Here is a 22018-nt window from a genome sequence, read left to right on the forward strand (position 1 = left end):
GCGGGGCGGGCGATCAGGGGGTGCGGGTCAGCAACCGGCCCTGCGGTCCGGTGAACTCGCCGTCCGCGAAGACGCGTTCGCCGCGCAGCCACGTCGACTTCACGACACCGCTGAGGGTCCGGCCCGCGTAGGCGGTCACGCGGTTGCGGTGCTGGAGCGCGGCCGGGTCGACGGTGAAGGTCTCGTCGGGGGCGAACACCGCGAAGTCGGCGTCGTGGCCCGCCGCGACGGCGCCCTTGCGGTCGCCGAGGCCGACCAGGCCGGCCGTGCGGGAGGACATCCAGCGGACCACGTCCTCCAGGCCGTGGCCGCGTCGGCGGGCCTCGGTCCAGACGGCGGAAAGGCTCAGCTGGAGGCCGGAGATGCCGCCCCACGCGGTCGCGAAGTCGTCCGTCTTGAGGTCGGCGGTCGACGGGGAGTGGTCGGTGACCACGCAGTCGATCGTGCCGTCGGCCAGCGCCCGCCACAGCAGGTCCTGGTTGGCGGCCTCGCGGATGGGCGGGCAGCACTTGAACTCGCTTGCGCCGTCCGGGACTTCCTCGGCGGTCAGGGTGAGGTAGTGCGGGCAGGTCTCCACAGTGAGCCGGACGCCGTCCGCCTTCGCCTCGGCGATCAGCGGGAGCGCGTCGCTCGACGACAGGTGCAGCACGTGCACCCGGGCGTCGAGGCGTCCGGCCAGCGCGACCAAACTCCCGATGGCGCTGTCCTCGGCGTCACGGGGGCGCGAGGCGAGGAAGTCGGCGTACTTGCGGCCGCCCTTCTGCGGGGCGGCGGCGAGGTGGCCGGGGTCCTCGGCGTGCACGATCAGCAGGCCGCCGAAGCCCGCGATCTCGCCGAGGGAACGGGCGAGTTGCTCCTGGTCCAGCTCGGGGAACTCCTCGACCCCGGACGGAGACAGGAACGCCTTGAACCCGAAGACGCCGGCATCGTACAGGGGACGCAGGTCGCCGACGTTGCCGGGCAGCGCGCCGCCCCAGAAGCCGACGTCGACGTGCGCCTTGGAGCGGGCGACGTCCTGCTTCGTACGCAGGCCCGCGACCGTCGTCGTGGGCGGGAGGGAGTTGAGCGGCATGTCGATCAGGGTGGTGATGCCGCCGGCGGCCGCGGCCCGGGTCGCGGTCCAGAAGCCCTCCCACTCGGTGCGGCCGGGGTCGTTCACATGGACGTGGGTGTCGACGAGGCCGGGTAGCAGGACGTCGTCGCCGAGGTCCTCGCACCGGGCGCCGGACGGCATCTTGGCGTCGTACGGCAGCACCGCCGTGATCCGGCCCGCGGCGACCGCGACCGACGCGGCGCGCGTCCCCTCGGGAGTGATGACACGCGTCGAGCGCAGCACCAGTTCGGCATCGGACACCCGGACCCCTCTCGTCGCCGCCGTCGACTCCCGTTGCCGCAGGGTTGCTTCCGCGTAACGGAATTCAACTTTCTGTTGAAGAAGTCTTCACTCCCGGATCCCGCGCCGTCAAGAGCCGCCTTTCCGCCCCCGCCTCCCCGCCCGGCCGCTTCGGGAGTCCGCACGCACGACACTGGAGTATTCCGCGCTGCGGAATTACTCTTCCGATGAGCAGAATGTGGCTTTACCCTACCGGGCGGCCGATCGACCGCCGGGTAGGCTGCGTCTCTGCCCGCCCGCCACCGCCGCCTCTCGAGACTTCTTCGGGTCACCCCGCTCGATTCCGCGCCCCGAAAGGACCGCCGCCGTGCCGCCGTCCAGCGCCAGCACCACCGACGCCCGATCGTCCGCCGCCAGTGGCGGCGTCCAGTCCCTCGAGCGTGCCTTCGACCTGCTGGAGCGCATGGCGGACGCGGGCGGCGAGGTCGGTCTGAGCGAGCTCTCCGCGAGCAGCGGACTGCCGCTTCCCACCATTCACCGGCTGATGCGCACCCTCGTGGCCTGCGGATACGTACGACAGCAGGCCAACCGCCGGTACGCGCTCGGGCCCCGTCTGATCCGCCTCGGCGAGTCCGCGTCCCGGCTGCTCGGCACCTGGGCCCGCCCGTATCTGGCGCGGCTGGTGGAGGAGACCGGCGAGACCGCGAACATGGCGCTGCTGGACGGGGACGAGATCGTCTACGTCGCCCAGGTGCCCTCCAAGCACTCGATGCGCATGTTCACCGAGGTGGGCCGCCGGGTGCTGCCGCACTCCACCGGTGTGGGCAAGGCGCTGCTGGCGCACACCCCGGACGACGAGGTGCGCGCGCTGCTCGCCCGGACCGGGATGCCTGCCGCCACGGAGAAGACGATCACCACCCCGGACGGTTTCCTCGCCGCGCTCGACGAGGTGCGCCGGACCGGCTACGCGGTGGACGACAACGAGCAGGAGATCGGCGTCCGCTGCCTGGCCGTCTCCGTGCCCGACTCCCCGACCGCCGCCGCGATCTCGATCTCCGGCCCGGCCGGCCGGGTCACCGAGGCCGCCACCGACAAGATCGTGCCGGTGCTCCAGCAGGTCGCGGCGGAACTGTCCCAGGCCCTGGCCAGCTCGGGGCCGTCCACCGGCTGAGCAGGCCCGCTCCACAGCGCGGGGTGCACCTGTCCGCAGGCCGACCCGGGCCCTCCACCCCGGACCCCGCTCCACACCCCACGGACCTGCCCCCGCCCTGCGCCCCGGCTGCCTCACCCCGTCCCGGACATCCCGGCCGTCGCGGTCAGGCGGCCGTCGTTCATCTCCAGCACCGCGTCCGCACCGGCGAGGCGGGCGCGGTCGTGGGTGACCAGGACGGTCGCCGTGGCGCGTTCGCGGGTCAGCCGGAGCAGTAGGTCGACCACCGCGGCTCCGCGTTCGTGGTCGAGCGCGCTGGTCGGCTCGTCGACGAGGAGGACCGACGGCTCGTTGACCAGCGCGCGGGCGATGTTCACCCGCTGACGCTGACCGCCGGACAACTGGTGGGGACGCCGGTGCTCCAGACCGCCGAGTCCGACCGCCGCGAGCAACTCCCGCGCACGTCCTGCCACTTGGCGGCGTCCGTCCAGGTGTCCCATGACCTGGAGCTGCTCCAGCGCGGTCAGCGCGGGCAGCAGGTTCGGCTGCTGGAACACGATCCCGATCTCGCGCCGCCGCAGCACCGCCCGCTCGGCCGGGGTCAGCGACCCCGTCTCCGTACCGCCGACGAGCACGCGCCCGTGGTCCGGGGTGACCAGGGTCGCGGCGACCGCGAGAAGGCTGGACTTCCCCGACCCGGAGGGGCCCACGACGGCCGTCATGCTCCCGGCCGGGACCCGGAGGCCGACCCCGTCGAGAGCGGTCAGACGTCCGTCGCCGTCCGGATAGGTGAGGGTGACGTCCTCCAGGGCCAGACCCCGCTTCTCTCCACTCATCGGGCACTCCCCAGTGCGGTCAGCGGGTCCACGGCGGTGATCCGGCGCACGGACAGACCCGCGCCGAGCACGCCGAGGAGGATCATGACGGCGGCGGGTCCGAGCACGGTCGGACCGTCGAGGGCGAACGGCACGTCGCCGCCCCGCACGAGCGCACCGGCCGCGGCGGCGAGCCCGGTACCCAGCAGCGTCCCGACGGCGAGCATGAACACCGCCTGGCCCAGCGCGTCGCGCAGCAGATACGGCGTGGAGGCGCCCAGCGCCTTGAGGACCGCGATGTCCGGCGATCGCTGGATCGTCCACACCGTGAAGAACGCCCCGGTGACGAGCGCCGAGATGACGAAGAGGAAGCCGCGCATGAGCTGGAGCGAGCCGTTCTCGGCCCGATAGGAGCCGATGGCGGTGAGGGCGTCGCCCCGGGCGAGGGTCTTCGTACCCGCGGCACGGTCCCCCGCCCCGAGGTCGGCGCCGTCGGTGCGCAGGGCGATCACGGTCGCCGGCCCGGACAGCGCGGTCCATACGACGGGGGTGTGGCTGTACGAGGCGTGGCCGGTCACGGCCGCGACGGTCAGCTCGGTGCCGCCGACGCGCACCCGCTCCCCCGCTCCCACCCCGAGCTCGGCGGCGGCCTTCCCGGACAGCACGGCACGTCCGGGCGCCACCCCCACCGGTGCGATGCCCGAACCCGGGCGCACGGCGAACGAGGACACCGCGGCGGTGCGGCTCCCGGAGGCCGCGTTCAGGGTGCGGACGCCGATCGGCTCGGCGGAGACGACTCCGGGCCTGCCGGCCCAGGTCTCCCGGGCGCCGGCGGGCACCGGCGCGCCGGTGAAGGACACCGGCTGCCCGGCGGCCGGCGCGGCGAAGGCGAGGTGGTCGGCGGGCAGGCCGGTGACCGCCGAGGTGTTCTCCTCGGCGAGCCCGGCGGTCAGCCCGGACAGCAGCCCCACGAGCAGCGTGATCAGTACGACCACGGCTCCCATCAGGGCGAACCGCCCCTTGGCGAACCGTAGGTCTCTCCATGCGACGAACATGCCCCGACCCTCCCTCCCGGACCGGGTCCGGGGCATCGTCCGGGCGCATGCTCCGCCCCGGCCGAAGGAGGGGCGCCCAGCCTGCCGGGAGAAGCACCCCGCGCGGCCGGAGGGACGACACCTCGGGGACGCGGGAGGGGCGTCGCGCCGGCGAAGGGAGCAGCCCTCTTTCAACCTTTCGGTTGACCGGCTCCGGCCGCGCCCCGCCTACCCTGGAACGACCATGAACGTCCGCCGCTCCTCCCCCGTCGTCGCCGTCCTGCGGCTGTGTCTGTACGTCCTGCTCGCGGGCCTGCTCCTGCTGGCGGCCGTCCGTTCCGGCGACACCGCGCATCCGACGGCGGTCGTGCTGTCGGTGCTCCTGACCGGCGCGGTCCTCACGGCCGGGGCGGTCTCGCCGGCGGTGCAGCGCTCACGGCGTGCGGCCGCACTGTGGGTGGCGGCGCTCAGCGCGAGCTGGCTGGCGCTGGTCACGCTCTCGCCGGACGGGCTCTGGGTGGCGTTCCCGCTCTACTTCCTCCAGCTGCACCTGCTGCCGGTGCGCTGGGCCCTGCCCGCGGTCGCCGTGACCGCCGGGGCGGCCGTCGCGAGCTTCGTGGCGCACGGCGCGCCGCTCACGCCCGGCGCCTTCATCGGCCCGCTGCTGGGTGCGGGGGTCGCCGTCGCCACGGTCCTCGGGTACGAGGCGCTGTACCGGGAGAGCGAGCGGCGCCGCGAGCTGATCGAGGAGCTCGTCGCCACCCGCGCGGAGCTGGCCGAGGCCGAACGGGCCGCGGGCACGCTCGCCGAGCGGGAGCGCCTCGCCCGCGAGATCCACGACACGCTCGCCCAGGGGCTGTCCAGCATCCAGCTGCTGATGCGGGCCGCTCAGCGGCTGCTGCCCCCGGACTCCCCGGCCGCGCCGCATCTGGAGCAGGCCCGCGCGACCGCCCAGGACAATCTCGCCGAGGCGCGCCGCTTCGTCCGCGCGCTCACGCCGCCCGGTCTGGAAAGCGGCTCGCTGGCCGCCGCGCTGGAGCGGTTGTGCCGGTCGGCAGCCACCGCCGTGGACACCCCGAAGGTCCGCTTCTCGGTGAGCGGACCGCCGGCCGGGCTGCCGACGCCGTACGAGGTGGCGCTGCTGCGGATCGCGCAGTCGGCGCTCGCCAACGCGCTGCGCCACGCGGACGCGGACCGGGTGGAGATCACGCTCAGCTTCATGGACACCTCGGTCGCCCTGGACGTGGTGGACGACGGCACCGGCTTCACTCCCGAAGGGGGCCGCCCGGCGGAAGACCGTCCGGACCGGAACCGGACGAGCGGGCACGCGGCCGAAGGCCCCGGGGACCAGGGCCGGGACCGCACCGACACGAACCCCTTGGACGGCGGCTTCGGGCTGCCCGCGATGCGCTCACGGGCGCGGTCCCTGGGCGGGACGTTCACCGTCGAGTCGGCGCCCGGACAGGGCACGGCGGTGGCGGTCACCCTGCCGCTGCCCGCCACGACGGAACCGCCCGGCCCCGTACAGGAGACAGCACCACGGCCGGCGACCGGAACCGCCCCCGGCACCCCGACCGAGACCGCACCCGGCACCGCATCCGGCACCCCGACAGAGACCGCGCCCGGCACCGCGTCCGGCACCCCGGCCGAGACCATGCCCAGGACCGCCTCCGACACCCCGACAGAGACCATGCCCAGGACCGCCTCCGACACCCCGACAGAGACCGCGCCCGGCACCGCGTCCGGCACCCCGACCGAGACCGCGCCCGAAGCCACCCCCGACACCTCGGCCGAGACCGCGCCCGGGACCACGTCCGGCGCCGCGCCCGGGACCACGTCCGGCGCCGCGCCCGGTGATGTGTCCACCGGCTCCCACCGGCCGGAGGCCGCACGCACCGCCGGGACCCGCGCATGACCGTCCGTCTCCTGCTCGCCGACGACCACCCCGTCGTCCGCGCCGGGCTGCGCGCGGTGCTGTCCGCGGAGCCGGACTTCGAGGTCGTCGCGGAGGCGGCGACGGCGGAGGCCGCGGTGGAGCGGGCCGGGGCCGGCGACGTGGACGTCGTCCTCATGGACCTCCAGTTCGGCGCCGGGATGCACGGATCGGACGCCACCGCGGCCATCGCGGCCCGCCCGAAAGCGCCGCGGGTCCTGGTCCTGACGACGTACGACACCGACGCGGACATCCTCGCCGCGGTCGAGGCGGGCGCCTGCGGCTACCTCCTCAAGGACGCCCCGCCCGAGGAGCTCTCCGCGGCCGTGCGGACGGCCGCGTCGGGCCACTCGGCGCTCGCCCCGAAGGTCGCCGACCGGCTCATGGACCGGATGCGGACGCCGGCCGCGGCCCTGAGCCGCCGGGAGCTGGAGGTTTTGGAACTGGTCAGGGACGGACTCTCCAACCAGCAGATCAGCAAGAAGCTGTTCCTGAGCCAGGCGACCGTGAAGTCCCATCTGGTGCACATCTACGCGAAGCTGGGCGTGGACTCCCGCACCTCGGCGGTGGCGGCAGCCACCGAGCGGGGCGTCATCCGCAGGGGACGCTGAGCGGCGACGCCGGCCGGGCGGGCGTCACAGGTGGCGGCAACACGGGCCGGGACGCTGAGCCGGCGCGGGCCGGGACGGTGAATGTCAGTTCGAGCCGGGCGTGCCTCGCAGGAGACGCCGAGCGGCGGCGCCGGGCGTCACCGGTGGCCGTGGTGGGGGCCGGGACGCTGAGCCGCGGCGCGGGCCGGGACGGTGAGCGTCAACACGGGCCGGGCGGGCGTCGCGGGAGTCGCTGAGCGGCGGCGCGGGGCGTCACGGGTGGCGGCGACACGGGCCGGGACGCTGAGCCGGCGCGGGCCGGGACGGTGAACGTCAGCACGAGCCGGGCGGGCGTCGCGGGAGTCGCTGAGCGGCGGCGCGGGGCGTCACGGGTGGCGGCGACACGGGCCGGGACGCTGGGCGACGGCGCGAGCCGGGCGTCACGGGTGGCCGTGGTGCGGGCCGAGACGCTGAGCCGGCGCGGGCCGGGACGGTGAGCGTCAGCGCCGGCCCAGCGTCACGGATGCCGGTAGTGCGGGGGCTCCCCGAACAGTTCGACCGCGCTGCGGACATCCGCGAGACGGCCCGCGAGAGAGCTCACCGAGCCGATCGCGCCCGCGACCAGGAGGAGCGAGCGGCGCAGCCGGGGAATCTCCGGGGTGCCGGCGGCGGCCATCGCGGCGAGTGACGCCAGTTCGTCCTCGGCGATGCCCCGGTCGGGGAACTCGACCGGATGCACGGCGAGTTCACGGCGCAGCCGGGCGACGGCGGTCCGCAGTTCCGCCACCCTCGGGTCCTCGTCCCTGCCCGTCACCGGTCTCTGCCCCAAGCTCCGCAGCACAGCTCTCCCCCTCGCGCGCCGACGTGCGTCAGTCCCGCTCATGTCAACTCCGGCTCCCCTTGGCGGTGGTCGGGCGCCGGGGGATGCGGGTCAGTAAACGCCACGCGGTGCGCCGGGCGCCACTGCGCGGACCGAAATTTCAGCGGCGGGACACCGCGGTGTCGGCCCGGGTTCCGGAGCGGGCTCCGATCCGGTCGGGTATGCAGGGGACATGACGGAACACGGGGACGGGGACGAGGTCGTGGGGCTGGTGCTGGCGGCCGGAGGCGGACGGCGGCTCGGGGGCCGCCCCAAGGCACTGCTGCCGCACCGGGGGCGCCCGCTGGTCGAGCACGCGGTGGGGGTGCTGCGCGCCGGCGGCTGCGCCCGCGTCCATGTCGTCCTCGGGGCGGGGGCCGACGCCGTACGGGAGCGGGCGTCGCTGCCCGGGTGCGTCCTCGTGGACAACCCCGGCTGGGAGGAGGGCATGGGCTCCTCGCTGCGGGCCGGGCTCGGCTCGCTGGCGGGTTCGGGGGCGCGGGCCGCGCTGGTGTCGCTGGTGGACCAGCCGGGGATCGGCCCGGAGGCCGTGGCCCGGGTGCTGGCCGCGTACGCCTCCCCGTCGACGCTCGCCGCGGCGGCCTACGCCGGTGAGCGCGGCCATCCGGTGCTCTTCGGGGCCGCTCACTGGGCGGGGATCACGGCGAGCGCCACCGGCGACCGGGGTGCGCGCGCCTATCTGAAGGCCCATGCGGACGCCGTCGCGCTCGTCGAGTGCGGGGACGTGGCGCGGGCCTACGACATCGACACGGAGGCCGATCTGGTCCACCTCGAATGACCGGGCCGGCACCGATGGCACCGCGCGCCACCTTCCGCCGACGCAGGAACCTCGACATCAACAAACCATTGAACTTCCACCATGAGGAAATTAGTATCCACTGATCAGAAGCGCCTCGCCGGACCGGAGCGCGCCGAAGACGCCCGCCGCCCTCCCCGTGTGCCGCGGCACCGGGTGCCAGGCGCGGTGACGCCGACCGTGGTTCGCTCGTTCGACCGGCAGGGGGCTCGCCCTCAGGGCCTCCGCCGCTCGTACCCAGCAGATCGCCCGCACGCAGCCCGCTGAAGGAAGTGACAGCTCATGTCCGCACCAGCGCCGTCCCCGCTGGCCATCGTCGACGCCGAGCCCCTGCCCCGGCAGGAGGAGGTCCTCACCGAGGGGGCCCTCGCCTTCGTGGGCGAGCTGCACCGGCTGTTCACGCCCCGCCGTGACGAGCTCCTCGCCCGGCGCGCGGAGCGGCGCGCCGAGATCGCCCGCACCTCCACCCTGGACTTTCTCCCCGGGACCGCCGCGATCCGCGCGGACGACTCCTGGAGGGTGGCCCCCGCCCCGGCCGCGCTCGACGACCGCCGGGTCGAGATCACCGGCCCGACCGACCGCAAGATGACGATCAACGCCCTCAACTCCGGCGCCCGGGTCTGGCTCGCGGACTTCGAGGACGCCTCGGCTCCCACCTGGGAGAACGTCGTCACCGGCCAGCTGAACCTGATCGACGCGTACACCCGGAACATCGACTTCACCGACCCGGGCTCGGGCAAGTCGTACGCCCTGCGGCCCGATGCCGAGCTCGCGACCGTCGTGATGCGGCCGCGGGGCTGGCATCTGGCCGAGCGTCACCTCGTCGCCGCCGACGGGACGCCCGTGCCCGGCGCGCTGGTCGACTTCGGTCTGTACTTCTTCCACAACGCGCGGCGGCTGCTGGACCTCGGCAAGGGCCCCTACTTCTACCTGCCCAAGACCGAGTCGCACCTCGAGGCCCGCCTGTGGAACGACGTGTTCGTCTTCGCGCAGGACCAACTCGGCATCCCGCAGGGGACGGTGCGCGCCACCGTCCTGATCGAGACGATCACCGCGGCCTACGAGATGGAGGAGATCCTCTACGAACTCCGCGACCACGCCTCCGGGTTGAACGCGGGCCGCTGGGACTACCTCTTCTCCATCGTCAAGAACTTCCGTGACGGCGGCAGCAAGTTCGTCCTGCCGGACCGCAACGCGGTCACGATGACCGCCCCGTTCATGCGGGCGTACACCGAACTCCTCGTCCGCACCTGCCACAAGCGGGGTGCCCACGCGATCGGCGGCATGGCCGCGTTCATCCCCTCGCGGCGCGACGAGGAGGTCAACAAGGTCGCCTTCGAGAAGGTCAAGGCGGACAAGGACCGTGAGGCGGCCGACGGTTTCGACGGCTCCTGGGTGGCCCACCCCGACCTCGTCCCGATCGCGATGGCCTCCTTCGACGCCGTCCTCGGCGACCGGCCGAACCAGAAGGAGCGGCTGCGCGAGGACGTGTCGGTCGCGGCCGGCGACCTCATCGCGGTCGACTCGCTGGACGCGCGGCCGACGTACGACGGACTGGTCAACGCCGTGCAGGTGGGCATCCGTTACATCGAGGCCTGGCTGCGCGGGCTGGGCGCGGTCGCCATCTTCAACCTCATGGAGGACGCGGCCACCGCCGAGATCTCGCGCTCGCAGATCTGGCAGTGGATCAACGCGGGTGTCGTCTTCGAGCACGACGGCCGGACCGTGGCGGCCACCCCGGAGCTGACCCGTGAGATCGCCGCGCGCGAACTCGCCGACATCCGCGCCGGGATCGGCGAGGAGGCCTTCGCGGCCGGGCGCTGGCAGCAGGCGCACGACCTGCTCCTGCAGGTCGCGCTGGACGAGCACTACGTGGACTTCCTGACCCTGCCCGCGTACGAGCAGCTGAGGGGCTGAAGATCTGGGGGCTGACCGGCCTGAGGAGGCCGACCGGCCGACCTACTCCTGCTCCTGCTCCTGCTCCTGCTCCTGCTCCGCCGTACGGTCCGAGTGGCCCAGGGATCTCCCCGGGGCCACTCGGTCGCGGACCAGCCGCTTGACCTCGGTCGGCTCGGGGAAGCCCTGCTCACGGCGGTCCCAGACCACCTCGTCGTCGACCCGGACGACGAAGACGCCGCCGGTGCCGGGCTTCAGGGACAGTTCGTCGAGCTCCGCCTCGAAGGTGGTGAGCAGTTCCTGGGCCAGCCAGGCCGCGCGGGGCAGCCAGCGGCACCGGGTGCAGTACTCGATCTGGACCCGATGGGCGTCCGTCATCCCAGATGCACCGACCAATCCTGTTCCGCCGCCGGTTTGCCGTGCAGGTCGGGGACGCGTTTGAGCCAGTCCGGGCGGCCCCGCTGGGTCCGCTCGGCACGGTCGGCGTCCTCGGCCGCGAGCTGCTCGCGGCTGGGGAAGTCCGTGGGGAGCCAGGCCGCCGAGGCCTGGACGCGGGCCAGCAGATAGGCGACGTACGCCTCGCGGACCGCGTCCGGGCCGGCGAAGCCGGGTTCCTCCGCGAGCCAGGCGTCGGGCACCTGGGCCAGGACCGAGCGCAGGAGTTCCTCGGTGACCCGGGGAGCCAGTTCGGCGTCGGCCGCGCGGGTGTCGGGGCCGTGGCCGCCGAGCGCATGGTTCCTGAAGTCGTACGCCTTCTCCGGGGCCGAGGCGTCCCAGCGGTGGTGGAAGACGAGGGCGGCGCCGTGGTCGATCAGCCACAGGCGCGGCGGCGCGATCCCGAGGGTGGGCCAGACCATCAGGTTCGAGCTGTGCACCGTACGGTCCACGTTGACGGTGAGGGCGTCCAGCCACACCACCTTGCCCGCCTCCAGCGGGTCGACCGGGAACGTCCGCGCGATCTCGGGGGTGAAGTCCCTGGCGCCCGGCAGATAGTCCATGCCGAGGTTGAGCCCGGCGCTGGCCCGCAGCAGGTCCTGGACCTCCTGATGGGGCTCGTGCCCGCCGACGGCCGGGTCGAAGTGGACGAGGACCAGCTCGGGGAAACGCAGCCCGAGGGCGCGGGCCAGCTCCCCGACGATGATCTCGGCGACCAGCGCCTTGTGCCCCTGGGCGGACCCCGTGAACTTCACGACATAGGTCCCCAGGTCGTCGGCCTCGACGACTCCGGGCACGGAGCCGCCCGCCGTCAGCGGGGTCACGTATCGAACTGCGGTCACGTCGCGGAGCACAGGTCACACTGTAGGACAGCCGGTCCGCCGGCTCATCGGCGTCATGTCCCGGCCAACGGGTTCGGCAGGGGTACGTAGCGGGCGTCGGCGCCGTCGGCGTCGGTCCAGCGGAGCAGCAGGTTGGTCTTGCCCGGGAGCGTGGGCGAGGAGAGCAGCGCGGCGGCCTCGGGGAGGCCGAGCTCCTCGCCCGTGCGGCGCAGCTCCCCTCGTACGGCGGGCCAGGGGTCCGTCCCGGGGAAGCGTTCGGCGAGGAGGGCCGCCAGCTCGGACAGGTGGTTGACCACCAGGCAGTAGACGAGCCGTTCCCAGCCGGCCGCGCGGGTCACCCCCGGCAGGAGCTTCACGCCCTCCGCGTCCCGGAAGAGGGCCTGGACCGGGGTGCCGTCGGCGTCCACGGCCACCAGTGTGTTCTGCAGATGGGCCTCGACGACGACCCCGTGGCGGGCGAACGCCTCCAGCACCGGCGGCACCACCTGGCGCAGGTAGGCGGCCCACCAGTCGGCCGGGTCGGTGAGCCGGTCGAGCGGACTGCCGTCGAAGCCCTCGACGAGGGCGGCGGCGAGCAGCGGGGTGGCGCCGGGGACGAGATGGCCGCGCAGTCCGTCGCGGACCAGGACGGCGAGCTCCTCGAAGGCGAAGCCGGCGGTGCGGTAGCCGCGGTCGCTGAGCCAGGCGGCGGGCCCGTCCTGCGCGGCGAACGCGGCGGCGGTGGCCGCGTCGGTGGCCACCGCCTTCAGCAGGTCGTGCCGCCACAGCCGGCGGATGTCGTTGGTGATGCGGACGTCGAGGCTGAACTTGAGGAAGAGGTCGTCCTCGGGGGCGTACAGGGTGCGGACGGCGGCCGTCGGCCACAGGGGGCGGCCGGTGGAGCCGAGGCGCAGGAGGCGGCCGTCCGCGAAGGCGTCCCGGATCGCCTCGCTCGTGGCGGTGAGGGCCAGCTGCCAGGGGTGCGCGGGCAGCAGCCGGTATCCGGCGGGGGCCCGGCCCAGGGCGTCGAGCGCCCGGGTGTCGCCCTCCTCGACGACGGCGTCCTCGCGCACGGCGAGCAGTTCCAGCGGGAAGCGGGTGTACGCCTCGGGGGCGTAGGGCAGCCATGCGGCGGCCGGGCCGCCGCCGCGGGTCTTGGGCGCGGGGTGGTACGGGTGTCCCATGATCAGCGACTGCTCGGAGCGCAGATAGGGGTCCTCGGGGGGTGCCGTGCCGGCGCGGACGCGCAGCAGCGCCGCGACGACGTCCCGGCTGTCGGTCATCTCACGGGGCAGCCGGGTGTTGTCCACGCCGGTGGAGCGGCGCAGCTCGTCCGCGGCGAGGGCGACCAGTTCCGGATGCGTGAGCCGATGCCAGGCCCCGTCGGCGTACACCTCGGGCGCGTAGGGGCGCCGGGTCCCGTGTGTGCGCAGCTCACGGCCGCTCGCGCGCAGCCGGTGGACGTCCGGTCGCCCCGTCGGCTCCGCCAGTTCGCGAAGGAGACAATTGAGCAACGGCGCGGCGGCGTACGCGTCGGCGGCCTCGTCCATGTCGCCCGTGGTGAGCTGGGGGAACACGGTCGGCTTGAAGTCCACGCGATCCATCCGGTCCAGTCGATTCATACGGTGCACTGGTGATCAGTATCTCCGCCGCGGCGGAGGATCACGACGCAGTCCCCGTACGCAAGGAGCCCGCCCGTGTCCCGTCCCTCAACGCCCGACGCCGAGGCCGTGTTCGCCGAGGAGCTGAGCGTCGTACGCCCCGGGCTGTCGGCGCCGTACGCGCGGGCGCTGCCCGGTGCCCGGGCCGCCGTGCTGACCCGGCTGTGGCGTGCGCTGGCGTACGAGCCGCTGCCGTGGATCGCGGGGCGCGAGGCGGACCGGGAGGGGCTCACGGTCCGTCTGGCGGACGGCCGCCGGCTGCACGGGCCGCGCCCCGACCCGTACGTCACCTCGGACCACGTCACCGAACTGCGCCTCGGTGAGCGGGTGTACGAGCGTCCCGAGGCGCTCGTCGGCGCGCTCGACGTGCCGCACGGTGATGCGTTCTCGGCCGAACTCGGCGACAGTGTGGCCTCGTTGGCGCTGTCGCGGGCGGACCGGACGTCGGCCGCCGTTCCGGGACCGTCCGCGGCGAGCTGGGCGTGGGAGCAGCGGATCGTCGACGGGCATCCGTATCACCCCAACTGCCGGGCGCGGCCGGGGTTCTCGGTGGCCGAGCAGCTGGCGTACGGGCCGGAGCACCGGACGTCGGTGCGGCTGGACCTGGTGGCGGTGGACGACGCCCTGGTCACCGGGGAGTGGCCGAAGTGGCTGCGCGACGGGGAGCGGGTGCTGGTCCCGGTGCACCCCTGGCAGGTCGCCCATGTGCTGGACACGCCGGTCCAGGAGGGCTTCGCCGGGCGGCCGTTGATGTCGCTGCGTACGCTGGCGGTGCCGGACGGGCCGCATGTGAAGACGGCGCTGAGCGCCCGGCTGACCTCGTCGGTGCGGGACATCTCGGTGTACTCGGTGCGGACGGCGGACACGGTCTCGGCGTTCATGGAGGCGATGACGTCGCGTCTGGACGCGCCGCTGCACATCACCCGCACCCTCGGGGCGGCCGGCGCCGGGTTCCCCGATCTCGCGGCGGTGGTGCGGGAGTCGCCGGACGGGTACGCGGGCGAGGGCGAGCGGTGCGTCCCGGTGGCCGCCCTTCCGCTGACCGGACTGCCCGAAAAGGCCTCCTGGCTGGCCGAGTTCACCCGGCTCGTACTCACCGTCGGGCTGCGGCTGCTGGAGCTGGGGGTGGCGCTGGAGGCGCACGGACAGAACCTGCTCGTGATCCTCGACCGGGCGGGCTCCCCGGTGCGGCTCGTCTACCGCGATCTGGCCGACATCCGGGTGAGCCCGGCGCGGCTGGCCCGCCACGGGGTCCCGGTCCCGGAGCTGTCCGGGCGGATCGTGACCGACGACGAGAGGGCCCTGCGCCGCAAGCTGTTCGGCTCGCTCGTCGGCGGCACGCTGGGGGCGACGGCGGGTTCGGCGGCGGCGCTCGGCGAGGCCCTGGAGCGGGTCGCTCCGGATCTCCCGCGCACGGCGGACCTCCCCGCGCTCCTCGGCGATCCGCTCCCCGTCAAAGCGCTGACGCTGATGCGGCTTTCGCCCGAGACCCCCGGTGACCTGTGGACACTGCTTCCGCGGCTGCTCGGCGGACCCGGCTCGTCCTGACACGGGACACCTCTCGTTTTTACGATCGGCACCTTTGATCAATAGGATCCGCCGATGATCACAAGACAACGGCTGGCGGCGGGCCTCTGCGCCCTGCTCGCCGCCCTGGCCGCCGGGCTCGCCTTCCCGGCCGGGGCGGTCGCCGACGAAACCACGGCGACCGCGCCCAAGGTCGAACTGCTGCTGGACGTCAGCGGATCGATGCGGGCCCGGGACATCGACGGCGAGTCGCGGATGGCCGCGGCGAAGCAGGCGTTCAACGAAGTGCTCGATGCGACGCCGCAGGAGGTGCAGCTCGGCATCCGCACCCTCGGCGCCAACTACGCGGGGGACGACCGCAAGACGGGCTGCAAGGACACGGCCCAGCTGTACCCCGTGGGGACGCTGGACCGCACCGAGGCCAAGACGGCCGTCGCGACCCTGAACCCGACCGGCTGGACCCCGATAGGCCCCGCGCTGCTCAAGGCGGCCGACGACCTCCAGGGCGGTGAGGGCACCCGTCGCATCGTGCTGATCAGCGACGGCGAGGACACCTGCCAGCCGCTGGACCCGTGCCAGGTGGCCCGCGAACTCGCGGCCAAGGGCATCGACCTGACCATCGACACCCTGGGTCTGGTCCCCAACGTCAAGGTGAGCAGGCAGCTGAGCTGCATCGCCGAGGCCACGGGCGGCACGTACACCTCGGTGGAGCACAAGGAGCAGCTCAGCGACCGCGTCAACCAGTTGGTGGACCGGGCGGCCGATCCGGTCGTGAAGCCGGTGGCCGTGAAGGGCGCCGACTCGTGCTCCGCGGCCCCGGTCGTCAAGTCGGGCTTCTACACCGACCGCGAGGAGTTCTCCCAGCACCGCTACTACCGGGTGGAGGTCGCGCCCGGCAAGGAGCTGCGCGCCTCGGTGAGCATCGCGGCGGACCGTCAGGTCAACCCGGACTACGGGGTGCTGATGCGCGCCGTGACCGTGCACGGCCGGGAGATCGTGCGCGGTGAGTCGGCCGGCAACGGCCGCACCGACGTCGTCTCGACCGGTCTGCGCTACCCGAAGGCCGAGAGCGACGACGACAACGCCCCGGCCGAGGTCGTGTGTCTCCAGGTGTCCAACTCCTTCTCGGCCGCCTCCGGCGTGAAGACCACGCCCGGGCTGCCGCTGGAGCTGACGGTCGACGTCGTCGACGGCCCCGACCAGGCGAGCGACGTGGCCTCCTTCGGTCTCGGACGCGGCTGGTGGCTGCTCGGCGCCCTGGTGCTGACCGGCTTCCTCGCGGGTCTGCTGTGGGGCTGGATCTCTCGCTGGCGGTTCTCGGTCTGGAGGACCAACTGATGCGTATCCGACGTGTACTGAGCACGGCCGCCCTCCTCGCGGGTGCCGTCGTGGCGCCCGCGCTGCTCGGTGCGACCGCCTCCCCCGCCCTCGCCGACGCCTCGCCGTCCGCGAGCCCCTCGGGGGACGACTCCGCTCCCACCGAGGCCGGTACGTCGTTCCGCACGGCGACCGAGGTCGACCAGGGCGTCCAGGCCACCGCCGGCGCCTCCGCCGGTGACTACCTGTACTGGCAGTTCGCCGCGGACGCGGGCCAGCGGCCCACCGTGAAGGCGACGGTGAAGCTGCCGGAGGCCTCCAAGCGCTCCTCCGCCGAGACCTGGCAGATCGACGTCTACGACGGGCTGCGGCGCCGTCAGGCCTGCCAGTACGGGGCGCAGACCCGCACGGCGGCGACGGACGCGTCCTCCGTGGAGCTGTCCTGCACCCTGCGCACGGTCCGCGCCTGGTCGGAGACCTGGGCCAACGACCCGCTGCCGGGCACCTATTACGTCCGGCTGACCGCGACCGGTCTCGGCGCGGCCGACCTGGGCCTGCCCATGAGCGCGCAGCTCCAGGTGGACTCCAAGGACATCGGCGGTTCGGCGGCGGTCGACGGCTCGCTCGCCAAGCCGCTGGTCCCCGGCATCGCCGTGACCTCGGAGCAGTCCGACGACGCCTCCGACGAGGGTTCCGACGGTTCGGAGTCCAAGACGGCGACGCTGTCCTCGCTCCGGCCCGACACCTCCGCCTGGTGGTCCGACCGCTGGGTGTGGACGGCGATCGGCGGTGTCCTCGCGGCGCTCGCCGGCATCTGGGGCTACTCGCTGACGCGGGGCAGGGGCCGTCCGTCCCGGATCCCGCCGGGCGCCTGATCCCCAGCCGTACACCGGGGCCCGCGCCGCTCTCCGTCAGGGAGCGTCGCGGGCCTCTCGTGTTCCGAGGGACGGGCCCGCGGGCGGGCGGAGTCCAGGGCGTCCGCGCCGGGCTCGGTCAGGCCTCGCGGAGCGCCCTGGCGAGCGGCCCGTTCCCCGTCACCGTGACGTCCGCGCCGGGCTCGGTCAGGCCTCGCGAAGCGCCCTGGCGAGCGGCCCGTTCCTCGTCACCGCGATGTCCGAGCCGTGACCCGTCAGACCTCGCGGAGCGCCTTGGCGAGCGGTCCCTCGCCCGTCACCGCGACGCGTCCCTCCCGCAGTTCCTCCAGCAGCGTCGACGTGCCCCGGTTCAGGGCCCCGGACGTCCGCGCGTCCGGCGCGAGGCGGGCGTCCGGCTCGCGCGGGGCGGGCCCGTCGCCGTAGAGCGGCCCTTCCTCGGCGCCGCCCAGCCAGACATGGAACAGGCCCTCCTCCAGGCGGACTTCGACCAGTCCTTCGCCGGCCCCGACCGCCTCCAGGCTCCGCAGCAGCGGCAGCGCGAACCAGTGGGCCCGTACGGCGTCGGTGGGCCGCAGCTCGCCGAGGGCGGGAGCGCCCCACTCGCCGAGCGCGTGCAGGACGGGCAGCAGCTCCCGTCCGCGGGCGGTGAGTTCGTACACGTAGGCCGCGCCCGGAGGCGGCAGACGGCGCCGGGTGCTCAGTCCGTCGCGCTCCATGTCCTTCAGCCGGGAGGCGAGGACGTCGGTGCTGACCCCGGGCAGGTCGGCGTGCAGATCGGTGTAACGGCGCGGTCCGCCCAGCAGTTCACGGACGATCAGGAGGGTCCACCGGTCCCCGACGGCGTCCAGGGCACGGGCTGCGGAACAGTACTGGTCGTAGCTTCGGCGCGGTGACATGCGACGCAGTCTAGCTATCTTGTTGGACTTTCCAAGCTCCTACTTGGTAAAACCAAGCAACACCACAACCGGAGGGCGCAGCGCATGGAGTTCCGGCAGTCGAGCAAGCTCAGCGAGGTCTGTTACGAGATCCGAGGCCCGGTGATCGAGCACGCCGACGCACTGGAGGCGGCGGGCCACAGCGTGCTGCGGCTGAACACGGGCAACCCCGCGCTCTTCGGCTTCGAGGCGCCGGAGGAGATCCTCCAGGACATGATCCGGATGCTCCCCCAGGCGCACGGCTACACCGACTCGCGCGGCATCCTGTCGGCCCGCCGCGCCGTGGCCCAGCGCTACCAGGACCGGGGCCTGGACGTCGGCGTGGACGACGTCTTCCTCGGCAACGGCGTCTCGGAGCTGGTCTCCATGGCCGTACAGGCGCTCGTCGAGGACGGCGACGAAGTCCTCATCCCGGCACCGGACTTCCCGCTCTGGACGGCGGTGACCACCCTCGCCGGCGGCAAGGCCGTGCACTACCTGTGCGACGAGCAGTCGGACTGGTACCCGGACCTGGAGGACATGGCGGCGAAGATCACCGACCGGACCCGGGCCGTCGTCATCATCAACCCCAACAACCCGACGGGCGCGGTCTATCCGAAGGAGATCGTCGAGGGCATCCTCGATCTCGCCCGCCGGCACGGCCTGATGGTGTTCGCCGACGAGATCTACGACCAGATCCTCTACGACGACGCGGTGCACCACTCCGCCGCGGCCCTCGCCCCCGACCTGGTGGTCCTCACCTTCTGCGGGCTGTCCAAGACCTACCGCGTGGCCGGCTTCCGTTCCGGCTGGCTGGTCGTCACCGGCCCCCGGCAGCACGCGCGCAGCTATCTGGAGGGGCTGACGATGCTGGCCTCGATGCGGCTGTGCGCCAACGCCCCGGCCCAGTACGCCATCCAGGCCGCGCTCGGCGGCCGTCAGTCGATCCATGAACTGACCGCGCCCGGTGGCAGGCTGCGGGAACAGCGCGACCGCGCCTGGGAGAAGCTCAACGAGATCCCCGGTGTCTCCTGCGTCAAGCCCAAGGGCGCGCTGTACGCGTTCCCCCGCATCGACCCCACCGTGCATCCCATCCACGACGACGAGCGGTTCGTGCTGGACCTGCTGCGGCGCGAGAAGATCCAGGTCGTCCAGGGCACCGGTTTCAACTGGCCGCGCCCCGACCACTTCCGCATCCTGACGCTCCCGCACGCCGACGACCTGGACGCGGCGATCAGCCGGATCGGGCGGTTCCTGAGCGGGTACCGGCAGGAGTAGGGCAAGCGGGAGCGGGTCCGCGGTCGGGCGGGGCGGGTCCGGGACCGGCGGGAGCGAGGCCGGGTCCGGCGGGAGCGGGCCGCGGTTGCCGGGTGGGCCGTCCGGAGGATCCGGTGCTGCGGCCGCGCCCACCGGGTGACACCGTACGAGGGACGGAAGCGGACGGGGGACGGAAAGGGCGCGGCGATGGGTGACCTGCTCCTCGTACGGCACGGTGAGACGGAATGGTCGATGTCGGGCCGGCACACGGGGTCGACCGACGTCCCGCTGACCGACAACGGCCGGGAGCAGGCGCGGCGGCTGCGGCCGCTGATCGCCCGGCACCACATCGCGGCGGCCTTCGTCAGCCCGATGCACCGGGCCCGGGAGACGGCGGAGCTCGCCGGGATCGGGCATGCCCGCGTCGACGCGGACCTGCGCGAGTGGGACTACGGCGGGTACGAGGGCGTCACGACCGTGGAGATCCACCGGGAGCGGCCCGACTGGTTCCTGTTCACCGACGGCGTCGCGCCCGGGCCGCCCGAGCACCCCGGTGAGAGCCCGGAGGAGGTCGGGGTGCGGGCGGAGCGGGCGCTGGCCCGGATCGACGCGGCCCTCGCCGAGTCGGAGGGCAGCGTGGTGGTCGTCTCGCACGGGCACTTCCTACGGGTGCTGACCGCGCGGCGGCTCGGTCTGGACGCTCGGTCCGGCGCCATCTTCCAGCTCGGCACCGGGACGATGAGCCGGCTGAGCACGGAGCACCGCCGGCATGTGGTGGCCGGCTGGAATGTCAGACCCGACGCGTACTGTTCCCATGACCCCCTTCCCCTGCCGGGAGAGGGGCCGCAGGAACACTGAGCCGCGGCCGGTCCGGAGCGCCGCGGCACCGCCGGACGGTGGAGGGAGCGCGCCGTGACACGACCGCCGACCGCCGCGCAGCGGCGCATCCTGGACGCGGCCGACCCCGTGACCGGGCGGCTCAGCGGTACCGAGGCCCAGCTCGCCGCGCTGGTGCGGCAGGGGCTCGCGTTCCGTCATCCGCGGCCGCCGCGCGAGCACTTCCTGACGCCCGCCGGGCACCGGCTGCGCGAGGAACCCGGGCTCCCCGGGGCGAGCGGACCGGGCGAGGCGGGAGATCCGAGAGGTCCTGCCCGGGATGCGAAGGCGCCGGCGCCGACAGCGACTCCGGCACCGGCGGTGTCCGGGGTGTTCGCGGCGCGCGTCGGCGGCGAGGAGGGGGCCGAGGCGGGGCCCGCGCGCCGCAGAGAGGTGCACAGCGCCTGGCAGGGGCTCCTGGAGCTGCGCCGCATGACCCGTCCGGACGGCGCGACCGACCTTCCCTGCGCCTGGGAACGGACGCATCTGGTGCAGGCCGCCGCGCTCGCCCTGGAGGCGGCGGGTCACCGGCCGGCCGCCGCGGAGGGCGGCGGATATCGGGTACGGACGACACCGCAGCCGGAGGCCGTCGCCGTGCACGAACCGGATCCCGAGGCGCTGGGGGCCTGTGCGGCCACCCTGGAGGGGGCGGGCTGGCAGGCCGGCGAGTACACCGAGCCGCGCACCGGGGTCCGGTTCGTTCTCGCCTCGCCCCGGCGGGCATGATCCCGGGAGTGCCGGGCGTCGCGGCCGTCGGTCCCGGCCTCCCCGGCGGGAACGGGTCGGCCGTCGCACCGTCAGCCGTCAGCCGTCAGCCGTCAGCCGTCAGCCGTCAGCCGTCAGCCGTCAGCCGTCACAGCCTCGCGCAGTCGGAGTCGTCGTCGAAGGGAAAGCCGTGGCAGAGCCGTTCTTCGTCCCCGTGACCGTTCGCGGATACGAGACCGATGTTCAGGGCCATCTCAACCAGAGCGTCTACCTCCAGTACGCCGAGCACGCCCGCTGGTCGATGCTCCGGGCGGCCGGGATCACCCAGGCGGAGCTGATGGCCCGCAAGGTCGGCCCGGTCGCGCTGGAGACGACCATCCGCTATCTGCGCGAGCTGCGGGCCGGCGACGAGGTCGAGGTGACCTGCGCCTTCCTCTGGGGCGAGGGCAAGAGCTTCCGCATCGAGCAGACCATCAGGAAGACCGACGGCACGGTGGCCGCCGAGATCACCGCGGTCGGCGGGCTGATGGACCTCACCGAACGCCGGCTGCTGCCCGGCGCCCGGGACGCCTTCAAGTCCCTGGCCACCGACCCGGGTCCGCTGGGGCTGTGACCCGGCGGGGCCGTCCGTCGGCCCGCCGCACGGCGCAGGGCGCCTCCGCACGGTTCCGCCCTCCCGGCGGCGTCCCCCTCTGCCCGGCGACGCGCGGCACGGCCTACGCGTCGACCAGCTCCGGCCGGTGCTCGGCGTCGTAGGCCGCGCGGGATTCGGCGATCGTGACCCGGTGCCGCTCCGCCCAGTCGGTCAGGGAGAGCAGCGTCGCATGCAACTCGCGGGCCACCGGCGTCAGTTCGTACTCGACCTTGGGCGGCACCGTCGGATGCACGGTGCGCGTCACCAGTCCGTCGCGCTCCAGGTTGCGCAGGGTCAGGGTCAGCATGCGGCGGCTGATCCCCTCGATGCTGCGCTCCAGTTCGGTGAAACGGATCGGGCCGTGCGCGGCGGCCACGATGATCAGCACGCTCCACTTCCCGGCGACCCTGTCAAGAACCTCGCGGACCGGGCACGCCTGCGCGAGCACTGCCTGCGACGTAACACCGGTGTTCCCCTGGGACATCGAAGTGCCTCCTTATGCCGGTCTCCCATGGTCACTCACGATGAACCCCGTTACAAGTCGTGCACCAAGGGAGAACGCCCGTGGA

Annotated in this window: 20 protein-coding genes and 1 pseudogene; 12 read left to right on the forward strand and 9 right to left on the reverse strand. The window is 73.7% G+C overall.

The window, feature by feature from the left end; translation table 11 throughout:
• Positions 1–13: 13 nt before the first annotated feature.
• Positions 14–1354, reverse strand: a complete 1341-nt coding sequence (allB, locus tag IO36_RS19730) for an allantoinase AllB (RefSeq protein WP_037621599.1) — start codon at positions 1352–1354, stop codon at positions 14–16.
• A gap of 346 nt (positions 1355–1700) precedes the next feature.
• Between allB and IO36_RS19735 the strand changes: the two genes are divergently transcribed.
• Positions 1701–2504 (forward strand): IclR family transcriptional regulator, encoded by an 804-nt coding sequence (locus IO36_RS19735; RefSeq protein WP_037621600.1) that lies wholly within the window; start codon positions 1701–1703, stop codon positions 2502–2504.
• A gap of 113 nt (positions 2505–2617) precedes the next feature.
• On the opposite strand, the gene IO36_RS19740 is transcribed toward IO36_RS19735, so the two are convergent.
• Both IO36_RS19740 and IO36_RS19745 read right to left on the reverse strand, forming a co-directional pair.
• Positions 2618–3319: an ABC transporter ATP-binding protein gene (locus tag IO36_RS19740; RefSeq protein ID WP_037621602.1), complete on the reverse strand. Its 702-nt coding sequence runs from the start codon at positions 3317–3319 to the stop codon at positions 2618–2620.
• A complete protein-coding gene (locus IO36_RS19745; RefSeq protein ID WP_037621604.1) occupies positions 3316–4353 on the reverse strand; it encodes an FtsX-like permease family protein in 1038 nt (345 codons plus the stop codon). Before IO36_RS19745 ends, IO36_RS19740 begins: the two co-directional genes overlap by 4 nt.
• Positions 4354–4576: 223 nt before the next feature.
• On the opposite strand from IO36_RS19745, the pseudogene IO36_RS19750 reads away from it, so the two are divergent.
• Positions 4577–5830: pseudogene (locus tag IO36_RS19750) on the forward strand (sensor histidine kinase); the annotation flags it as partial.
• Positions 5831–6243: 413 nt separating this feature from the next.
• Complete coding sequence (locus IO36_RS19755) at positions 6244–6876, forward strand: response regulator (protein ID WP_037621606.1); 633 nt, start codon at positions 6244–6246, stop codon at positions 6874–6876.
• Positions 6877–7372: 496 nt separating this feature from the next.
• Here IO36_RS19755 and IO36_RS19760 read toward each other — a convergent pair whose 3' ends face one another.
• Positions 7373–7696, reverse strand: a complete 324-nt coding sequence (locus IO36_RS19760; protein WP_063764883.1) for a DUF5955 family protein — start codon at positions 7694–7696, stop codon at positions 7373–7375.
• 211 nt (positions 7697–7907) lie between these two features.
• Between IO36_RS19760 and IO36_RS19765 the strand changes: the two genes are divergently transcribed.
• Positions 7908–8513, forward strand: a complete 606-nt coding sequence (locus IO36_RS19765; RefSeq protein ID WP_037621609.1) for a nucleotidyltransferase family protein — start codon at positions 7908–7910, stop codon at positions 8511–8513.
• Positions 8514–8813: 300 nt separating this feature from the next.
• The gene (gene aceB / locus IO36_RS19770; protein ID WP_037621611.1) at positions 8814–10448 is read left to right on the forward strand and encodes a malate synthase A; all 1635 of its coding nucleotides are present in this window, start codon (positions 8814–8816) and stop codon (positions 10446–10448) included.
• A 42-nt stretch (positions 10449–10490) separates the two neighbouring features.
• Here the strand turns inward: aceB and IO36_RS19775 are convergent, their stop codons facing one another.
• The 3 genes from IO36_RS19775 to IO36_RS19785 are packed head-to-tail and all read right to left on the reverse strand — an operon-like array spanning position 10491 to position 13287.
• Positions 10491–10805, reverse strand: coding sequence for an Rdx family protein (locus tag IO36_RS19775; RefSeq protein ID WP_037621612.1), 315 nt, complete (start codon positions 10803–10805; stop codon positions 10491–10493).
• On the reverse strand, positions 10802–11716 hold the full coding sequence (locus tag IO36_RS19780) for a HipA family kinase (protein ID WP_037621614.1): 915 nt from the start codon (positions 11714–11716) through the stop codon (positions 10802–10804). Before IO36_RS19780 ends, IO36_RS19775 begins: the two co-directional genes overlap by 4 nt.
• Before the next feature lie 41 nt (positions 11717–11757).
• Positions 11758–13287 (reverse strand): IucA/IucC family protein, encoded by a 1530-nt coding sequence (locus IO36_RS19785; protein ID WP_037621616.1) that lies wholly within the window; start codon positions 13285–13287, stop codon positions 11758–11760.
• 93 nt (positions 13288–13380) lie between these two features.
• Between IO36_RS19785 and IO36_RS19790 the strand changes: the two genes are divergently transcribed.
• From IO36_RS19790 to IO36_RS19800, 3 genes are read left to right on the forward strand one after another with little or no spacing between them, the layout of a single operon-like run.
• The gene (locus tag IO36_RS19790; protein ID WP_037621618.1) at positions 13381–14892 is read left to right on the forward strand and encodes an IucA/IucC family protein; all 1512 of its coding nucleotides are present in this window, start codon (positions 13381–13383) and stop codon (positions 14890–14892) included.
• A gap of 54 nt (positions 14893–14946) precedes the next feature.
• Complete coding sequence (locus tag IO36_RS19795) at positions 14947–16209, forward strand: VWA domain-containing protein (protein WP_037621620.1); 1263 nt, start codon at positions 14947–14949, stop codon at positions 16207–16209.
• Positions 16209–17063 (forward strand): hypothetical protein, encoded by an 855-nt coding sequence (locus tag IO36_RS19800; protein ID WP_037621622.1) that lies wholly within the window; start codon positions 16209–16211, stop codon positions 17061–17063. Before IO36_RS19795 ends, IO36_RS19800 begins: the two co-directional genes overlap by 1 nt.
• A gap of 254 nt (positions 17064–17317) precedes the next feature.
• Here IO36_RS19800 and IO36_RS19805 read toward each other — a convergent pair whose 3' ends face one another.
• Positions 17318–17959, reverse strand: a complete 642-nt coding sequence (locus IO36_RS19805) for a winged helix-turn-helix transcriptional regulator (RefSeq protein ID WP_037621624.1) — start codon at positions 17957–17959, stop codon at positions 17318–17320.
• Positions 17960–18043: 84 nt separating this feature from the next.
• Here IO36_RS19805 and IO36_RS19810 point away from each other — a divergent pair, with 84 nt between their 5' ends.
• The 4 genes from IO36_RS19810 (at position 18044) to IO36_RS19825 (ending at position 21428) form a co-directional block, all read left to right on the forward strand.
• The gene (locus IO36_RS19810; protein WP_037621626.1) at positions 18044–19255 is read left to right on the forward strand and encodes a pyridoxal phosphate-dependent aminotransferase; all 1212 of its coding nucleotides are present in this window, start codon (positions 18044–18046) and stop codon (positions 19253–19255) included.
• Positions 19256–19441: 186 nt separating this feature from the next.
• Positions 19442–20092 (forward strand): histidine phosphatase family protein, encoded by a 651-nt coding sequence (locus IO36_RS19815; RefSeq protein WP_051900683.1) that lies wholly within the window; start codon positions 19442–19444, stop codon positions 20090–20092.
• A gap of 54 nt (positions 20093–20146) precedes the next feature.
• Positions 20147–20836, forward strand: a complete 690-nt coding sequence (locus IO36_RS19820; RefSeq protein WP_037621628.1) for a hypothetical protein — start codon at positions 20147–20149, stop codon at positions 20834–20836.
• Between the two features lie 169 nt (positions 20837–21005).
• Entirely contained in the window at positions 21006–21428 is a 423-nt protein-coding gene (locus IO36_RS19825) for an acyl-CoA thioesterase (RefSeq protein WP_037621631.1), read from the forward strand.
• A 103-nt stretch (positions 21429–21531) separates the two neighbouring features.
• On the opposite strand, the gene IO36_RS19830 is transcribed toward IO36_RS19825, so the two are convergent.
• Positions 21532–21933, reverse strand: a complete 402-nt coding sequence (locus tag IO36_RS19830; RefSeq protein ID WP_037621633.1) for a winged helix-turn-helix transcriptional regulator — start codon at positions 21931–21933, stop codon at positions 21532–21534.
• Positions 21934–22018: the final 85 nt, after the last annotated feature.

Source organism: Streptomyces aureus, from assembly GCF_000725495.1.
Classification (GTDB): Bacteria; Actinomycetota; Actinomycetes; order Streptomycetales; family Streptomycetaceae; genus Streptomyces; species Streptomyces aureus_B.